The organism is Chryseobacterium sp. POL2 (assembly GCF_011058315.1).
Taxonomy (GTDB): Bacteria; Bacteroidota; Bacteroidia; order Flavobacteriales; family Weeksellaceae; genus Soonwooa.
Genome location: NZ_CP049298.1, coordinates 2,648,105 through 2,665,912, shown reverse-complemented (window position 1 = coordinate 2,665,912; position 17,808 = coordinate 2,648,105). Strand labels below are relative to the sequence as shown.

The following is a 17,808-nucleotide window of genomic DNA, read 5'->3' as shown; positions in this document are numbered from 1 at the left end:
ATAAAAGAATACAAAAGGAATGTTTTTACCATTGTTTTTTAGCTTTATAACATGTTAATTTTTTTTTTTTAAAAACTAAATACAAAGCATATAAAACCTTTGCGATTAAAAGAACATAACAACGTTATCACTTTTTTTATCTTATCATTCTTAGCAGGGTCTCCCTAGCGCTCGTGCTTACAATAAATAAAAGATGAGCAGTAATACAAATTTTACAGATTAATGAAAATAGGTTATGCAGACACGGGCAAGATGCTTGTGCCAACAACGGAAACTCAAATTATACTACGAACGAAAAAAAGGAGAAGGCAAACACAGTTTATTAGCCTTAAATAATGTAAAATGCAAACTGGTAAGCCGCATTTTTGCAGTCATCAAACGAGAAACGCCCTATGTAAAAACCCATCAATTTGCCAATTGAAAATATTTAAAATTTTTCTTGTTTTTTGACATAGAATATGTTAGCTGCTGAGCAAATCATCTTTTTGTTCATAATAAGTATCAAATAGAAAGTAAGTTTCGTTAATTAAATCAACTATTTTTCTAAGAGACTCTGGTGTAAACTGCCAATAATGTTGTTTCAAACCATTTTTTTCAAAATTTAGTTTTACAAAAGTATAGCCTTTTTCATTCATATTATACCATTCAGCATGTACTACAGCATTTCTTAAAGTTGCACATCTCTTAAGTTTTTCAATTAATTCATTTAAAATTGGAATTTCATTATCACAACCTATTTCCATTGATTTAATTATTCTATTAAACAAATCAACTTTTGCGGAAAAATTCATTTTGTAAGTAATTAATGCTCCTATTTCGTCAGTTCTATCAGATATTATTTGCCAAATAGCGTTGTTTAAACTCTCATCAAGTTTATTAAAATCATGCACAATGTAACCAATTAATGGAGCGGTTTGTTGTAAGAATGATTCATATTCCTCATTATTTTCATCATAATAAGTGTGATTTTCATTTGAGTACTGACCAAATTGGAATTTTTCTTCCTTCATTTTAATTGACAATCATGGTTTTTGCTTTGCAGATAACGGTTTGGGGCTTTGCGATGGTGGGGCAATCGAAGAACGTTAGTTGATGATTGCACCAAAGCTCAATAGTAGCACAAATGTTGAGCCTTTAACTTTCAGCCCCACTATTGCAAAACCCTTGTGCCTGTTGCACAACTCAAATATAGTTAAAAACTGTTATTTATGATATGAAATTTTCGTAAATTTAAATATGCAAGGACGAAAACACTTTACATCACAACTGTTCTACGAACTCAGTCTAGATATGCTAGTTCCTGAGGATAATTATTATAGAAAATTGTTAACGGAGCTCGATTTGCATTTTATATATAAATCAAATCAAAAATGAAGTGCAAAAATCACCCTTGTTTTGTTACGAAAATTTAGTAAATTTGGGTTTGTTTTATGATAAGAATGAATTTTAAACGACATATTTTTTGATGAGTTGGTTCAATGGAAAACGAGTTCTAATGCCATACCGTTGATACTAAGAGGAGCTCGACAAGTAGGAAAACGACCTTGGTTCGTAGTTTCGGGGAAAGTTATACCCATTTTATAGAGTTTAATTTAGAAAAAAGCGAAGATGCTAATCTCGTAGAACGGAGTAATAGTGTGCAGGAATTGGTCAATTTTTTGCATTAAAAAATGAAATCTCTCCAAAAGATTTTCCCTAGACACTGCTTTTTATTGATGAAATCCAGGAATCCGAAAAAGCTATTTCTTTTTTGCGGTATTTTTATGAGGACTTGCCAGAATTGAATGTCATTGCTGCGGGGTCTTTGCTGGAGCATACCTTAAAGAAAACTAAAAATTATCCAGTAGGTAGGATTAATTATCTGTATTTGTTTCCTTTAAATTTTCAGGAATATCTTGAAGCACAGGGGAAAAAGAATTTGTTAGAAAGATTTCGGAATGTTCCCGTTGACGACATTGCCCACGAACTTTTGATGAAAGAATTCCACACCTATTGTATTATTGGGGGAATGCCCGAAATTGTTGTCAACTATGTTGCTCATAAAGATTTATTATTCCTTCCACAGATTTATGAAAGTATTTGGAATACCTACAAAGATGATGTGATAAAATATGCAGATAGTAAATCGGAAGAAAATGTGATGCAACACATCGTAAATACCGCTGCATCATTTGTTGACCAACGGATTAAATTTCAAAATTTCGGACACTCTAATTATAAGTCGAGGGAAGTGAGCGAGGCATTCAATAATTTAGATGCCGCAAAGGTCATTCAGGTAATTTATCCTTGTACCAATGTAGAGCCGCCAATTCTTCCAGATTATAAAAAATCGCCACGATTACAATTTTTGGATACAGGAATTTTAAATTTTGATCAGAATATTCAAGCCGATTTGTTGCTAATGAAAGACCTTAACGAAGCATACAAAGGAGCGACTATCCCTCATATTATCAATCAGGAAGTTTTGTCTTTGAATACTACGGATTACAAAAAGACCAACTTTTGGGTTCGGGACAAAACGCAATCGTCAGCAGAGGTTGATTTGCTCATTGCTCACGGGAAATTCTTGATTCCTATTGAAATTAAATCGGGGAAAACGGGAAGTTTGAAATCCTTGCATCAATTTGTGAATCAAGCCCCTCATCAATTCGCAGTCAGAATGTATGGAGGGAAATTCAACATTGAAGAAACTGTTACACCAGAAGGGAAACCTTACTTGTTAATGAATTTGCCTTACTATTTAGGGACGTATTTAAAACAATATATCAATTACTTTATCACTAAATACAATGTCGAATAATTTTATTACCAATAATAAACAACAAAAAACACTAAAAGGAAGATTGAATAATTTGATTTCCATTAGTGATAAGCTGAAATTTCTGGTAGGTTATTTTTATTTTTCAGGATGGTCAGATATCTACTTAAGTCTTCAAAAAAATCCTCAATAAAAAATAAAATTGTTAGTGGGGTTACACCTTTGTAATTATTTAGGCACTCAAACGAAAAACTCCTAAAAACAATGAAGTTTATAATGTTGATACTTTTCATAGGCAACAAGAGTTTTTAGATGATATAGATTCGGATATTCAATTATTTAAAGATATTCAAAAGCGACTGAAAGACTTAAAATTAGTAGAGAATGATCCTAAGCAGGAAGAAATTATAAAAAAATAAAACGCCTTCTAGCTAATGAGCCGAACAGAAAAATTATTCTGTTTTCAAATATGTAGATACAATTCATCATCTTGAGAAACGATTCAAATCAGAATTGAAGAATGAAGTATTGGTTTGCGATGGTAAAGTTTCAAAAGATTTAGCAAGACATTTAAACAGTGATTTTAATGCACAATATAATAGGGGTTAAAAACAACTCATTTTAAAATATTATTAACTTCAGACAAGTTATCCGAAGGGTTTAATAGCATAAAGTCTTTATTTATTAGACAATGTATTTAATACTAAATTTATATATCTAATTGCATATAATTATTGCAAATTTAATTATTTTATACGTTTTTGCATATAATTTAATATATTTGCATAAAATAATTGCAAAAGCATATAATTATGTACGTTAACCTAGCCAATTTTATAAAGACAAAAAGGAAAGAAGCCAATCTTACCCAACAAGAATTTGCGGAAAGAGCTGGTGTTGCATTAACTGTGGTTCGGAAAATAGAACAGGGAAAAGAAAATCTCAGCTTGTCAAAAGTAAATCAGGTACTTCTGATGTTTGGGAGTAAACTTGTTCCTGCCAATTTAAAAGAAATTGAAAAATGAGACAGGGAAAAGTTTTTTATCAAAATCATTTTGCAGGAGTCGTTACGGAAACCAACGATGGAGATTACACCTTTGAATATGATAATGATTATATTCAAAAATTTCCGTATCAATTCATTACCTTTTCAATGCCTGTTTCCGAGAAATTATATAGAGAAAATAGGTTGTTCCCTTTTTTTGAAGGATTAATTCCAGAAGGTTGGCTTTTGGAAATTGCCTCCGAAAGTTGGAAAATCAACAAAAACGACAGAATGGGATTGCTTTTGGCGTGTTGCAAAAATTGCATTGGTGCAGTAAGTGTAGAACCTTTAATTGTGAAAAGTGATGGGTAAAAAATGTCTATATTGCTATCAAGAAGTAATGGGCGAAGAGGATTTTCATCCGCATTGCAGTCAGAAATTCTTTGGGACAACTAATCCTCCAATTTTAGATTATACGTTGCAGGAAATGGAAATTTTGGCAAAACAAGTCATTGAAACTTCCGTTGCAGTTCCAGGAGTTCAGCCAAAATTATCGATGGGCTTCATTAAAGATGTTCTAAAGGATGCAAACAGAGGTAGATTAACGGTTGTTGGTGCTTTGGGAGGTAACTATATTTTAAAACCGCAAAATTCCACTTTTTCGGAGATGCCCGAAAATGAACATCTGACGATGAAAATGGCTGAAATATGCGGTATTACTACCGTGATGTCCTCACTCATTCGTTTAAAATCTGGCGAATTATCCTACATTACAAAACGAATTGACAGAGACGATAATGGAAACAAAATTCATATGCTGGATATGTTTCAAATCTTAGAAGCATTTGATAAATATCGTGGTTCAGTAGAGAAGGTTGGAAAAGCGATTAAAGAGCATTCTGCAAACACTTTATTAGATTTAATGAGGTTTTATGAAATAGTAATTTTCTGTTACATTACAGGAAATAATGATATGCATCTCAAAAATTTTTCGCTCATATTAAATGGTGAAAATTGGGAAATATCTCCTGCTTACGATTTGCTCAACGTTCAACTTCATTTACCTGAAGATAAAGAAGAATCAGCATTAACTATTGGTGGAAAAAAGAAAAAACTTTCCAAAAGCGATTTTATTAATTTAGGATTAAAATTAGGATTAAACCAAAAACAAGTGGAGAATACTTTTAAACGTTTTCTAAAATCAGAGAAGAAAATGTTATCACTCATTCATCAATCCTATTTAAGTAAAGAACATCAAGAAAAATACATCAAACTGCTCCAAAATAGATTGCTAATCTTTCAATAAAAAATTATATTTTTTTTCACCGACAAATTTAATGTATGAAATAATACGCGTTAATCTTTAATTTTGATATTTATGAATTATTTTTCAAAAATTAATAAATTAAAGAAAACGGCAAAAAGAATAAAAAAGAAGACAATGTTCACGATCTTTTATCTGTACCTTATTTGTACCGTAAAATCATAACTAATTGATTATCATATATCGTTATTTTTGAAGAAGTGAAGTAATTTTACAACCAACCTTCAAGGTTTTAGGAATCTTGAAGGTATAAAATAAACTCCCCTCCGTGAAAACGAGGGGATTTTTTGGTTAAAAAAGAATACTAATTCTATTTCAAGCTTTCAGTTTCAATAAATTCCTATTTCATTTTAGCTGTTCTCTTAATTCTTTTATTTTTTTGCCTGACTTAGTTGACAACTTTAAATCTATTGATTGTGTTTCTACAAAAATTTTCTTGCTATTAAAAAAGACTTCTTTCTTTGACTCAGAGAATGCGGTAAATGAGGCTCAACTAAAACACATCACAGAATAAACTCAGGTTAAAGAAAAGTCCTAATATCATAATTAATCTTTGTGCACAAAAAAAGTTAATTTTAAACAAATGCTGTTACAACAAAAAATCCCTTTCCAAAATTGGAAAGGGATTCTATAATCATAGCAAAGTATGCTAGTATCACACTTTAATTTCTACGTCTACACCTGAAGGAAGCTCAAGCTTCATAAGCGCATCCACAGTTTTAGAAGAAGAAGAGTAGATATCCATCAATCTCTTGTGAGCTGATAATTGGAACTGTTCTCTAGCTTTTTTGTTAACGTGTGGAGATCTTAACACAGTGAAGATTCTCTTGTTAGTTGGTAAAGGGATTGGACCGTTAACTACAGCACCAGTTGCTTTTACCGTTTTTACGATTTTCTCAGCAGATTTATCTACTAAATTGTAATCGTAAGACTTAAGTTTTATTCTGATTCTTTGTGACATTTTAATCTAATTTAAAATTAACCTTTAGCTTTAGCGATTACTTCTTCAGCAACGTTATTAGGAGCAGCTTCGTACTTTTCGAATTCCATAGAAGATGTAGCTCTACCAGAAGATAATGTTCTTAGTGTCGTTACATAACCAAACATTTCAGAAAGGGGAACGAATGCTTTGATAACTTTAGCGTTATTTCTGTCATCCATACCGTTTACAGTACCTCTTCTTCTGTTAAGGTCACCAACGATGTCTCCCATGTATTCCTCAGGTGTTACCACTTCAAGCTTCATGATAGGTTCCATGATAACTGCTTTTGCAGCTCTTCCTGATTCTTTGAATCCCATCTTAGCAGCTAATTCAAACGATAACTGATCCGAGTCAACCGCGTGGAAAGATCCGTCTTTAAGAACGACTTTCATAGCATCAACTTCGAAACCTGCTAATGGACCATTTTTCATAGCTTCTTTGAATCCTTTCTCAACTGAAGGGATAAATTCTTTAGGAATGTTACCACCTTTAATTTCGTTTACGAATTCAAGACCAGATTTACCTTCTTCTGCTGGACCAATAGTAAATACGATATCTGCGAACTTACCTCTACCACCAGATTGCTTTTTATAAGTTTCTCTGTGATTAGCTGTTGCTGTAAGCGCTTCTTTGTATTCTACTTGTGGTTGACCTTGGTTAACTTCTACTTTAAACTCTCTTCTCATACGGTCTACGATGATATCTAAGTGAAGCTCACCCATACCTGAGATAATTGTTTGACCAGAAGCTTCATCAGTTTTCACTGTGAAAGTAGGATCTTCTTCAGCCAATTTAGCTAAAGCGTTACCCATTTTATCTTGGTCAGCCTTAGTTTTAGGCTCAACAGCGATACCAATTACTGGATCTGGGAACACCATAGATTCAAGAACGATTGGGTTCTTTTCATCACATAATGTATCTCCAGTTTTGATATCTTTAAATCCTACAGCAGCACCAATATCTCCAGCCTCGATGTACTCGATAGGCTCTTGCTTGTTAGCGTGCATTTGGAAGATACGAGAGATTCTCTCTCTGTTATTTGATCTTGTATTCAATACGTAAGAACCAGCATCTAATCTACCAGAATAAGCTCTGAAGAATGCTAATCTACCTACGAATGGGTCAGTTGCAATTTTAAATGCTAAAGCTGAGAATGGTTCAGTTACTGAAGGTTTTCTTGTAACTGGCAAATCAGTCTTAGGATCTGTACCGTCGATCGCTTCTTTATCTGTTGGAGCAGGTAAGTAACGACAAACAGCATCTAGCATAAACTGAACACCTTTATTTTTGAATGAAGAACCACAAGTCATTGGAATGATACTCATATCCAAAGTAGCAGCTCTTAATGCAACATGAATTTCTTCTTCTGTAATAGAGTTTTCGTCCTCCATAAACTTCTCAAGAAGATTTTCGTCGTATGCAGCAATTTCTTCGATTAATTGACCTCTGTATTGTCTTACCTCGTCAACCATTTCAGCTGGGATTTCAACAATATCAAAAGTAGATCCGTGGTTTTCATCATGCCAAACGATTGCTCTGTTTTTCACTAAATCTACCACACCTTTAAAGTCGGATTCGTCACCAATTGGTAAAACGATAGGCACTGCATTAGAACCTAACATTTCTTTAACTTGCTTACAAACATTAAGGAAATCAGCTCCTTGTCTGTCCATTTTGTTTACAAATCCCATTCTTGGAACTTTGTAGTTATCAGCAAGTCTCCAGTTGGTTTCAGACTGAGGCTCAACACCATCTACAGCAGAGAATAAGAATACCAAACCATCCAAAACTCTTAAAGAACGGTTAACCTCTACTGTGAAGTCAACGTGTCCTGGGGTATCGATGATATTGAAATGATAATCTTTTGCATCTGGAAGGGCTTTCCCTTGCTCTGTAGGGAATTTCCAATCTACAGTAACAGCAGCAGAAGTAATTGTAATACCTCTTTCAGCTTCTTGCTCCATCCAGTCAGTCGTAGCAGAACCTTCGTGAGTTTCTCCTAACTTATGGTTTTTACCAGAATAGAACAAAATACGTTCTGTTGTAGTTGTTTTACCAGCATCGATGTGTGCTGCGATACCAATATTTCTTGTTAATTTAAGATCTCTACTCATTGTCTTAATTAAAATTTAAAGTGAGAGAAAGCTTTGTTAGCTTCTGCCATTTTGTGAGTATCTGTTTTCTTTTTATAAGCAGCACCTTCTTCTTTAGCAGCAGCAATAACTTCTGCAGCTAATTTCTGAGCCATAGATTTATCGTTTCTTGCTTTAGAGTACTTGATTAACCATTTCATAGCCATAGAAATTTTTCTATCTGCTCTGATTGGCATTGGGATTTGGAAGTTAGCACCACCAACTCTTCTAGAACGTACTTCTACGTGTGGCATAACGTTAGTTAATGCATCTTTCCAGATTTCTAGTGATGTTTTTTCGTTATCTCCTTTTTTGTTTTCAACGATATCTAGCGCATCATAAAAAATTTTGAATGCGATAGATTTTTTACCGTCTAACATTAGGTTGTTTACGAATCTTGTTACCAATTGATCATTAAATTTCGGATCTGGTAACAACGGTCTTTTTTTCGCTTTTGTCTTTCTCATTGCTTTTGTACCTTATTTAATGATTATTTTTTCTTACCTGTTGCAGCTGGCGCTTGACCTGGTTTTGGTCTCTTAGCTCCATACTTAGATCTTCTTTGTGTTCTTCCATTAACACCTGCAGTGTCTAATGCACCTCTTACGATATGGTAACGTACTCCCGGTAGGTCTTTCACCCTTCCGCCTCTTACCAATACTATCGAGTGCTCTTGAAGATTATGTCCTTCGCCCGGGATGTAGGCGTTAACTTCCTTACCGTTAGAAAGTCTTACCCTTGCAACTTTTCTAAGTGCAGAGTTAGGTTTCTTAGGTGTAGTAGTATATACTCTTGTACATACTCCTCGTCTTTGTGGACAAGAATCAAGGGCAGCCGATTTGCTCTTCTTGGCAAGCGTGGCTCTTCCTTTTCTTACTAATTGTTGAATAGTAGGCATTTAATTGCTTTTATATTATAATTCAGGGTGCAAAAGTAATAATATTTTTTTAATTAACAACACATGCTATAAAAATTTAATATTCTTTCTCATTAAAAATCATTTGTTTAGGACAATATATTTTAAAAGGCTTTTCATTTCTATTAGTGTTTTTATCTAGACTAACAATCGCTGATTTGTTCAGATACTGCTTTTAGTAGCAAGAGAAAATTTAATAGTAACAAAAACAGGATTAATAAATATTCTATTCTTATTGACTTCCGTCCAAAACAATTTCGGAAGTGTACAAGACTTTAGACTTGTCTTGCACGGTATCGAATTTTAACCATTTTATTTTAGGATTAATCGTTCCAATAATAGACTGCTTGGTATCGCCCGCTTGCCCTCCCGTATGCCTGTATTGGAAAGTCTTTTTAATAATAGGGATATAATAGGTTGTCATTTCTCTCTTATTACTTTCGTTATTAAAACTATATTCCTTATCTATGAACATTGACATTTGTGGCTCAATCTGCTTGCGATTTTCGAAATAGCTTTCAGGACTTTTCAAACTATATAGCACTCCAAAACAAAAGAAAAAACAAGACAGTCTTACAATAATCTTATCCGATTTTCCCGTTTGAAAGAACAATATAAGGAACGAGAAAAACAAGCATACATTGACTGCAGCTTGCATTCTTGTATTCATTTCTTCGATTTGTTGCGCCAGACTGGAAACAAAAAGACAAATTGCATATACGCCTGCAATGGTCCACAACAACATATGGAAATAAGAAGCAGTGGTATTTTTTGATTTTTTAAAATATTTGAGAAAATACAGCAATATTGCAACATCAACCAGCATTAAAACAAATTGAAAGCCTATACTAAACATACTATTCGATGCCGGCTTTAGACCAATGTACGGATTAATCGCGTTGACAGTTCCTAAAACGCCTCTTAAAACACTAATTCCCAAAATCTCATGGGGCTGCCCTCTAAGATCTTCTCCTGTAAAACTTCCAAAAGAAATATAATTGAAGGCTAAATAACTTGCAATGCCCACTCCGGAAATTAAAAGAAATGAAAACAAAGTTGTGACCCGTTTGCGGTCTTTAGATTTTAGCAACATATACAGCGCGAATAAGCTTATACCCAAATACACATAAATGCCCGAATACCTTACAACAAACATCAATACCATAAGGAGCGACGCGAAAACAACATCTCTATATTTAAAAGAATTACTTGTTAAAATTTGGTAGAAAAAGTAAATCAGAAAATACATTAAGAACAAAAATGGACCTTCCGAAATCGCAATAGCCATTACAAACAACAAGGTTTTTCCCATGAACAACAAAACCGTTTCTCTGAAAAAAAACTTTTTAAAATATGAAAACAAAAATACCGTCATAAGCATACTAACATTAAGAAGCTTATACGCCCAAAAGTAATCTTTAAACACCTCAAAGAAAGCCCTCAAAAAAATAGGATATCCCAATGGGAAAAGATCTGTCACGGGAGTAGGTAAATCCGCAGCGATTTCGAAGTAAGACAAACTATCCGCATAGACGCCGCCTGTTGGTAACAGAAAACTTTCTAACAGATTAACAATAACTACAATAACAGCAAGAATAACATATTTCTTCATGGAAAAGTCTAAAACCCGCAATATTAAGAATTTTCTCAAGAAATAAAACACAAGCCTTTGGATATAATTTTTCAAATTCTTAGAGATAGGCTTATCAGTTGTAACAAAAAAAATAAAACAAGTATTACATATAAAATATATATTTGCAAAAAACATTTAGCTTTTGAAAAAAACTCTACTTTTTCTACTGATTTCCAATTTTGTATGGGCACAATGGAGCATTTCTAACGCACAACGAAATGCGCTAATCAACATCTACAACACTACCAATGGCCCAGACTGGAACCGCACTTGGGATCTATCCAAAGATCCCAGAAACTGGTTTGGTATCAATATAAAAAACGGCGATGTCGTAGAAATTTCACTTAACAACAACGCCTTAAAAGGTGTTTTCCCGTCCAATCTTTCTATATTTTCGAAACTTCAAAAGCTAGACTTAAGTAATAACGAACTAAATGGCGAATTAGCAGGAAGCCTTGGCGGATTAACAAATCTAAAAGTATTAGACATTTCCCACAACCGCTTATCAGGCGATCCATCTTCCAAAATCACAAGCCTTACCAATCTTGAAGATCTTGGACTTGGTGGCAACCGTTTCGAAATTCCTAACATCAACCAAACGCTTCAGCCATTTACAAAACTGAAAAACCTTAACCTTTCCAATCTTCAACTAACCGAAGTACCAACAAGCTTATCGTCTTTTATAAACCTTCTACAACTCGACCTTAGCGACAACCAAATTACTTCTGGCTTCGACAGGCTTACAAATCTTTCAGCATTACAGGATTTTAATTTATCCAACAATCAATTAACAGCAGTTCCCAATGTTATTAATAGTTTCACACGTTTGATTAAACTAAACCTTAGTAAGAACAACATTTCAAACTATTCTAACATTGGCAATCTTAACAATCTTGAACAACTCAATATCGCCGCTAACAACCTTGAACAATTACCCGCAAAAATCGCGAGTTTTTCAAATCTATTAAATCTCAATCTGAGCCAAAATAAAATAAAATCGGGGCTATCAAACCTTATCCAACTGAAAAAACTCCAACAACTTTCGATTGACGAAAACGAACTTCGGGGAAGTTTTCCTTCGGAGTTGCTAAACATTCCGACTTTGTTAATGTTATCCATACGCGACAATCATTTGGAAGGCGAACTTCCAACAAAGCTCCCACCAGTTTGTGACCTTAGCAACAACAGATATACACCACAAGCACTACAAGCAAAATTCGCTTCAGAAAATTTCAATTACGATGGATTTTATTATTCACCACAACGTTATGATGCGCCAGCAGAAGTGCTGGGCGTTATAGGACAACCCGCCTCTCTTCATCAATATTTAACAGGACCAGACTACAGCTTTACTTGGTTCAAAAATCTAGATGAAAACATGGACATTTCCACAGAAAACCTGTTTTTCAACGAAGTAACAACCGAAGATTACGGATCCTACACTGTGGAAGCCTACACCTACAAACTGATTGGCAAAAATCTCATGCAACTCTCTTTGTTCCGCGAACCTATTAAGCTAACAGACAAACTTGGCATAGAAGATCCATCAAGAATTATCAAGATTTTCCCAAATCCTACTTCTGATTTCATCAATATTTTGGCAACCAACAAAAACATTGAAAGAATCTTCATTTATGATCTCAGTGGCAAGCAAATTATATCCACCAATTCTACAAGAATCAACGTTGCTCGACTTCCTTCGGGTGCCTATATCTTAAACATAAAAACCGACAACGGCTACAAAAACTTTAAATTTATCAAACAATAAAGGTTTAAAATTTTCAATAAAATTAGGAGCATGGCAAGTTGTCATGCTCTTGACTTTTCCCACCCGCTGTCCGCTATATCTTTCGTCTTGGCGCTCGGTCGGCTCCGCTACGCTCCGCCGCCTCACGCCAAGCCCAAAGGATGCCGCTTCCATCGGGGCTAGATTAAAACATTCAACATTCTTTTGACTAAAAATATTCTTCACAATATGATATTTCAGTAGCTTTGTATAAAACAAGCTTTTATGCAAGAAGTAAGACTTCAGTCTATATTAGATAATGATTTTTATAAAATTACGATGCAAAATGCCGTCGTAAAACTCTTTACCAACGAAGTCGTAAAATACGAATTCATCAACCGTGGCAAACACAACTTCCCCGAGGGTTTCGCCGAAGAACTGCGCAAAGCGGTTAATGACATGGCAAACCTCAAACTTACCAAAGAGGAAAAAGCCTACCTTAAAAAAACTTGCCCGTACCTTAGCCTCCCCTACTTAGACTTTCTCGAAGGCTATCAATATGATCCTTCTGAAATAAAAATTGAACAACATGGCAACGACCTAAAAGTCAGCGCCGAAGGACTTTGGTACAGAACCATCCTTTGGGAAGTCCCGTTATTATCTTTAATCAGCGAGCTCCATTATGAAATGAACCACCTCGAGCGACAATCCAACCAAGAAGTCATCGACAAGACAGTGGAAAAAGCAAAACACCTTACAGAACTAGGCGTTTCTTTTGCAGAATTCGGGACAAGAAGACGCCATTCTTATCGCGTACATGGTCTGGTTATGGAAGCTTTGCTACAAGACAAAAACTCAACTTTCATAGGCACATCCAATGTGCATTTCGCTATGAAGTTTAATGTGAAACCCATCGGCACACACGCCCACGAGTGGTTTATGTTCCATGCAGCAGAATACGGCTTCAAGATGGCCAATTCTCTAGCCTTGGAACATTGGATTGATGTCTATCGCGGCGATTTGGGCGTTGCATTGTCCGACACCTACACAACGGATGTTTTCTTCCAACAGTTTGACAAAAAGTTTTCAAAACTCTTCGATGGCGTGCGACACGATAGTGGTGACCCCATAGAATTTGCCGAAAAAACGATAAAACATTATGAGTCTCTAGGAATTAATCCGCTCTTCAAATACATTATTTTTTCGGATGGTCTTAATCTTGAAAAAGTGCACGAAATAACAAAGGCTTGCCGCGGGAAAATTGGAATTTCGTTCGGAATTGGAACCAATCTTACCAATGATGTCGGACTGAAACCTATGAACATCGTAATGAAGCTAATCGGCGTAAAAGGTATCAACAACGAATGGATCCCAACAGTGAAGCTTTCGGACGAAAGAGGAAAATATACAGGCGATCCAAAAATGATTGAACTCGCCAAAGAGTTTTTGAGAATTAAAGACTAATAGAATTAAGAAGTGAATTTGAGGCGCGAGCGAAGCGAGCGCCAAAAGAGCCTTGTTGTCGCAATATGCTGTATGCGTGAGCGATGATAGCGGATATCCTTTGGTATTCGGCGGCTGAGCGGAGCCGAAGCCCCGAATACCAAAGATAGCAGCGAACGTAGCGACCCGCTTGTTGTGGCAATGGACGCGCCAAGGAAAACAACGGGACACGCCCCAATTAAATATAAAAATCATGAAACATTTATCATTTAGTCTTATACTGTTTTTCTGTGCAAGCTTAAGTTTTGCGCAACACAAAAATTTTGATAAAAAACTAGCAGACTCTTTGTCCGCCGACAAATATGGCATGCGACCTTACGTCATTGTCATGCTAAAAACGGGACCTAACAAAATTGAGGACAAACAGAAAATGGCTAGCTTAATGCGTGGACATCTCGACAATATAGGAAAACTTGCAAAAGAAGGAAAACTGTCTGTAGCAGGTCCTTTCTTTGATAAAAACAATCGCGATTATCGTGGTATGTTCATCTTTAATGTCAAAACAACAGAAGAAGCGGACGCCTTGGTAAAAAGCGATCCTGCTGTAGCTGCTGGAGTGTTCAGTTATGAAAGTTTCAAATGGTACGGCTCCGCAGCTTTGCCAATGTATCTGCGTTATCACGACAAAATATCTCAGGAAAATCCATAAAAAAATCCCTCGAAATGTGAGGGATTTTTTAGTGAAAAATTTAAGTTCTAGTGTTAATATGTATGTTATGATTTTTTACGATTAATTTTAATGTTAGATGTTTTGCCCGCTTCCACAAGCTTGGAGATATCATCAATGGTGAATGTTCCACTTACATCTATAAAAACAGCATCATTATCTTTTGAGTTTACAACAATCATTATTTTTTTAATTACATCATCCGATTGTTGCGCATTGATGTTGATAACATCGCCATCATTACGGATAGACGCCCATTCTTCAAACTTTTCTTGGTTGAGGTAATTGGTAAATTCTGCCATCATTTTAGAATCCATATTCTCGGAAGTCATCAGTTTTATTTTTGAGACTTTCTTAACGAGGTTGATAACTTCTTCGCTCTCACCATCTTCTTTTAATTGATTTTTAAGAAATGATTTAGCCAAAAAAGTCGGAACATTAATACTCATAAAATTGGCTTGATTGCGATAATACGGCGTATTGAAAAAATCAACGGAAGGTTTTTGCGAAACGAGACAAGACTGCATCGTCAATATACTAAATCCTAAAAATATATATTTTTTCATGCTTTAATTTTAAGTTTGATCTTAATTGATTTGTGTTAAACTAGCACCAGTAATCTTCTTAACATCCGTCACAATGCTTGATGGATTACCTTTGTACTGAACCGATGCCGCCGAAGAAACCGAAGCTGTCAACGCGTCCGATACATTTACTTTAACACTACTTCCAGATGAAGCACTTACCGTTGCTTTTTTGGTTGCGAAATTGGCACCGTCCAGAGTCGCGCCACTCGTCACACTGTACGCAACATTGTCGGCAGAACCATTTAGTCGCACAAAAGAACCACTGCTTGCATCCAACGCCACGCTGCCTGTCTGAAGTTTCATCTTGATTGTTGACCCCGAAGTCGATTCTATCGCTGAGGAAGATGAAATATCAAAATCGCCATCTACTCTGGAACCAGAAGAAGCTTCTATCGCTAAGGCTCTGTCTTTAATGGTATTCATGGCTTGAAAGCTTGCCCCAGACTTGGTAACAATTCGGTTCATTTTAGGAGAAGAAACCTTTACAATAAGATTTCTAATATTCAAATTTTTAACCCCATTATTTCTGATAAATATTTTAAGAACATTATTCTCTACTTCCGTAATTACATATTGTAGCTTGTCTGGCTCAACATCCACCACTACGGAATGATTGGCAGCTTGCGTAAATTTAACACTTACACCCGTAGATACTTCGATGCCATCGAAAGCGGAAACTTTTCTAACACTTGCGGTATTCTGCTGAGTGGTTGAATTAATACTCGAAATCGGATTAAGCGCCGTAACATTCTTGGTTTCTTCTATTAGATTGGAAACATCATCCATAGAAATTTTCCCATCCAACATCATCAAAATCGTGTTGTCGTTCGTTGTGATATTCAGTAACAAATCATTGAATATGCCGTCTGTTGCGTCGGATGCCAAAAATTTAATTTTATTGTCTCGGCTATTTACCGTCACCAATTCCTCATACTTAAGATTACTAATTGCCGACAAAATCGCGCTACGTTGCGTTTCATAATTTTGCAAAGGCACAACATTTTCGGCAGCTAAATCGGCTGGGAAAGTTGGCTTTTCCATAATCATAATATTCAAGCCTTGGATTTTTTTGAGAAGTGGTTTAATTTTTTTCAGTTCAGAGTCTCCGATATTAAGCTTGTTGAGCATCCCGAACATGGGCTTTGCAATCTTAATCGTCGTAACACCTTGTGCATCTTGATACTGTGTGAACAGTTGGTTAATCTTTTCTGACTGGCCGAAAATATTCGTTGAAAGAAAGAATAAAACTAATATTATTGAGAACTTTTTCATTTTTTTATTTATTTTAAATCAAGTGAAAGACTGGTTGCATTTTGTGCGTGATCTACCGTTTGGCTTACATTGCTTGCCAAATAATTAACCGCATCTTCTGTTAATGCGATGGCTTCTTGTTCGTTGTAAACAGGTTTTCCATTGATGACGACATAATTAGGATTATAAGCTTCTTGATAATTTACATTATCTGTTTCAGTTTCTACTAAATTATGTATTTCTGTTTGACTTACACTTACCATATTTTTTGTTTTTGAAGTTGGCAATTCTGGTTTCTGGGCTAATCTCTTTGCCACATTTTGTTGTGCTACATTTGCATTATCTTCAATATTCTTTTGTGCTAAAATTTGGGATTGCTGCTCAACGGTAGCTTCTGCATCTTGTTTTACAACGGGCTGCAAAGGCTTATTAACATCTCCACTTTCTTGGTTCACAAAAAGATAACCTCCCAAAACTCCCATAAACATCACCAGACTCGCAGCCATCCAATAGTTTTTGAATCCATTTCCGAATTTTGGTTTTGCAGAACCCAACGGCATAATAGATGTTTGTTCCATTTTCGGTGCGACCTGTTCTCCTTCTACTTTCGACAAAAAATCATCGAAGTCCAGTTTCATCTTTTCTTGTTTTTCTTCTCGTAGAAAAGAAAAATAAGGATCGTCGCTTTCTTGTTTTAGAAGTCGTTCTTCTTCTGGTGACAGCTCCTCACCTTCGAAGAATTTATACTCCCAATCCTTGTATTTGTCGGTTTTCATACGCGTAAAGTTTGTTAATGGCATCTCGCACCTTCTGACGGGCCCGCATCAGGTTTATCCTCACTGCATTTTCCTCCATTTCGAGAATCCCGGCGATCTCAGAAATATCGTATTCCTCAACATCTTTTAGGTGGATGACCATCTTTTGTTTTTCTGGCAAATCGTTGATAAATCTCAGAATTTGCTCTTTCAAATTATTGGTTTCTATTTGATAAAGTTCAGATCTTCCGTATTCTAATTGTGCATAATTTTGTTTAACATCATGATGCTTCAGCCGGTTGAGGCATTCATTTTTTACACATCTTAAGACATAAGACTTTAGGTTATCAACAGAAAGTAATTCTTCTTTTTTTTGCCAAAACTTCATTAATAAATCCATCGTGACATCTTCGGCTTCGTCAACGCTCATCACAAATCTTTTCGCAAAACGATACATCTCATCTTTGAGCGTATATATCGATTCTTGAAATTGTTCTTTGGTCATGAGTTGTTTGCCGGTTTATAAGTAAGACATCTATCGGGACAAAAATATTACATTTAAAATAAAAAAAGCGCTCAAATAAATTTA

General features: G+C 35.3%; 18 protein-coding genes. 7 read left to right on the top strand and 11 right to left on the bottom strand.

Features of this window, described 5'->3' with window-relative positions; translation table 11 throughout:
• Positions 1 to 461: 461 nt before the first annotated feature.
• Positions 462 to 1,010, bottom strand: coding sequence for a hypothetical protein (locus G6R40_RS12330; protein ID WP_165135966.1), 549 nt, complete (start codon positions 1,008 to 1,010; stop codon positions 462 to 464).
• 740 nt (positions 1,011 to 1,750) lie between these two features.
• Here G6R40_RS12330 and G6R40_RS12325 point away from each other — a divergent pair.
• The 4 genes from G6R40_RS12325 to G6R40_RS12310 all read left to right on the top strand — a co-directional run bounded on the left by G6R40_RS12325 (position 1,751) and on the right by G6R40_RS12310 (position 5,049).
• On the top strand, positions 1,751 to 2,800 hold the full coding sequence (locus G6R40_RS12325; protein WP_262887649.1) for an ATP-binding protein: 1,050 nt from the start codon (positions 1,751 to 1,753) through the stop codon (positions 2,798 to 2,800).
• 770 nt (positions 2,801 to 3,570) lie between these two features.
• Complete coding sequence (locus G6R40_RS12320) at positions 3,571 to 3,783, top strand: helix-turn-helix domain-containing protein (protein WP_078703592.1); 213 nt, start codon at positions 3,571 to 3,573, stop codon at positions 3,781 to 3,783.
• On the top strand, positions 3,780 to 4,115 hold the full coding sequence (locus G6R40_RS12315; RefSeq protein WP_165135963.1) for a HipA N-terminal domain-containing protein: 336 nt from the start codon (positions 3,780 to 3,782) through the stop codon (positions 4,113 to 4,115). Before G6R40_RS12320 ends, G6R40_RS12315 begins: the two co-directional genes overlap by 4 nt.
• Positions 4,108 to 5,049, top strand: coding sequence for a HipA domain-containing protein (locus G6R40_RS12310; RefSeq protein WP_165135960.1), 942 nt, complete (start codon positions 4,108 to 4,110; stop codon positions 5,047 to 5,049). The genes G6R40_RS12315 and G6R40_RS12310 overlap by 8 nt, the downstream gene beginning before the upstream one ends.
• Before the next feature lie 673 nt (positions 5,050 to 5,722).
• On the opposite strand, the gene rpsJ is transcribed toward G6R40_RS12310, so the two are convergent.
• The 5 genes from rpsJ to G6R40_RS12285 all read right to left on the bottom strand — a co-directional run bounded on the left by rpsJ (position 5,723) and on the right by G6R40_RS12285 (position 10,709).
• A complete protein-coding gene (gene rpsJ, locus G6R40_RS12305; RefSeq protein ID WP_002661363.1) occupies positions 5,723 to 6,028 on the bottom strand; it encodes a 30S ribosomal protein S10 in 306 nt (101 codons plus the stop codon).
• 17 nt (positions 6,029 to 6,045) lie between these two features.
• Positions 6,046 to 8,163: an elongation factor G gene (fusA, locus tag G6R40_RS12300; protein ID WP_165135957.1), complete on the bottom strand. Its 2,118-nt coding sequence runs from the start codon at positions 8,161 to 8,163 to the stop codon at positions 6,046 to 6,048.
• A gap of 8 nt (positions 8,164 to 8,171) precedes the next feature.
• Positions 8,172 to 8,648 carry a 30S ribosomal protein S7 gene (rpsG, locus tag G6R40_RS12295; protein WP_079667158.1) on the bottom strand — a complete coding sequence of 159 codons (477 nt, stop codon included), beginning with the start codon at positions 8,646 to 8,648 and terminating at the stop codon, positions 8,172 to 8,174.
• Positions 8,649 to 8,671: 23 nt separating this feature from the next.
• Positions 8,672 to 9,079 (bottom strand): 30S ribosomal protein S12, encoded by a 408-nt coding sequence (rpsL, locus tag G6R40_RS12290; protein ID WP_165135954.1) that lies wholly within the window; start codon positions 9,077 to 9,079, stop codon positions 8,672 to 8,674.
• Between the two features lie 250 nt (positions 9,080 to 9,329).
• Positions 9,330 to 10,709, bottom strand: a complete 1,380-nt coding sequence (locus G6R40_RS12285; RefSeq protein WP_165135951.1) for a hypothetical protein — start codon at positions 10,707 to 10,709, stop codon at positions 9,330 to 9,332.
• A 163-nt stretch (positions 10,710 to 10,872) separates the two neighbouring features.
• Between G6R40_RS12285 and G6R40_RS12280 the strand changes: the two genes are divergently transcribed.
• Positions 10,873 to 12,498 carry a T9SS type A sorting domain-containing protein gene (locus G6R40_RS12280; RefSeq protein WP_165135948.1) on the top strand — a complete coding sequence of 542 codons (1,626 nt, stop codon included), beginning with the start codon at positions 10,873 to 10,875 and terminating at the stop codon, positions 12,496 to 12,498.
• Here the strand turns inward: G6R40_RS12280 and G6R40_RS12275 are convergent.
• The gene (locus G6R40_RS12275) at positions 12,445 to 12,702 is read right to left on the bottom strand and encodes a hypothetical protein (RefSeq protein ID WP_165135945.1); all 258 of its coding nucleotides are present in this window, start codon (positions 12,700 to 12,702) and stop codon (positions 12,445 to 12,447) included. The two genes, G6R40_RS12280 and G6R40_RS12275, sit on opposite strands and share 54 nt — an antisense overlap.
• 39 nt (positions 12,703 to 12,741) lie before the next feature.
• On the opposite strand from G6R40_RS12275, the gene pncB reads away from it, so the two are divergent.
• Positions 12,742 to 13,920 (top strand): nicotinate phosphoribosyltransferase, encoded by a 1,179-nt coding sequence (gene pncB, locus G6R40_RS12270; RefSeq protein ID WP_165135942.1) that lies wholly within the window; start codon positions 12,742 to 12,744, stop codon positions 13,918 to 13,920.
• 232 nt (positions 13,921 to 14,152) lie between these two features.
• Entirely contained in the window at positions 14,153 to 14,608 is a 456-nt protein-coding gene (locus G6R40_RS12265) for a YciI family protein (protein ID WP_165135939.1), read from the top strand.
• Between the two features lie 65 nt (positions 14,609 to 14,673).
• Here G6R40_RS12265 and G6R40_RS12260 read toward each other — a convergent pair whose 3' ends face one another.
• From G6R40_RS12260 to G6R40_RS12245, 4 genes are read right to left on the bottom strand one after another with little or no spacing between them, the layout of a single operon-like run.
• Positions 14,674 to 15,192, bottom strand: a complete 519-nt coding sequence (locus G6R40_RS12260) for a DUF4252 domain-containing protein (protein WP_165135936.1) — start codon at positions 15,190 to 15,192, stop codon at positions 14,674 to 14,676.
• Positions 15,193 to 15,213: 21 nt separating this feature from the next.
• Positions 15,214 to 16,485, bottom strand: coding sequence for a DUF4252 domain-containing protein (locus tag G6R40_RS12255; protein WP_165135933.1), 1,272 nt, complete (start codon positions 16,483 to 16,485; stop codon positions 15,214 to 15,216).
• An 8-nt stretch (positions 16,486 to 16,493) separates the two neighbouring features.
• On the bottom strand, positions 16,494 to 17,240 hold the full coding sequence (locus G6R40_RS12250; protein ID WP_165135930.1) for a hypothetical protein: 747 nt from the start codon (positions 17,238 to 17,240) through the stop codon (positions 16,494 to 16,496).
• Positions 17,206 to 17,724 carry an RNA polymerase sigma factor gene (locus tag G6R40_RS12245; protein WP_165135927.1) on the bottom strand — a complete coding sequence of 173 codons (519 nt, stop codon included), beginning with the start codon at positions 17,722 to 17,724 and terminating at the stop codon, positions 17,206 to 17,208. The genes G6R40_RS12250 and G6R40_RS12245 overlap by 35 nt, the downstream gene beginning before the upstream one ends.
• Positions 17,725 to 17,808: the final 84 nt, after the last annotated feature.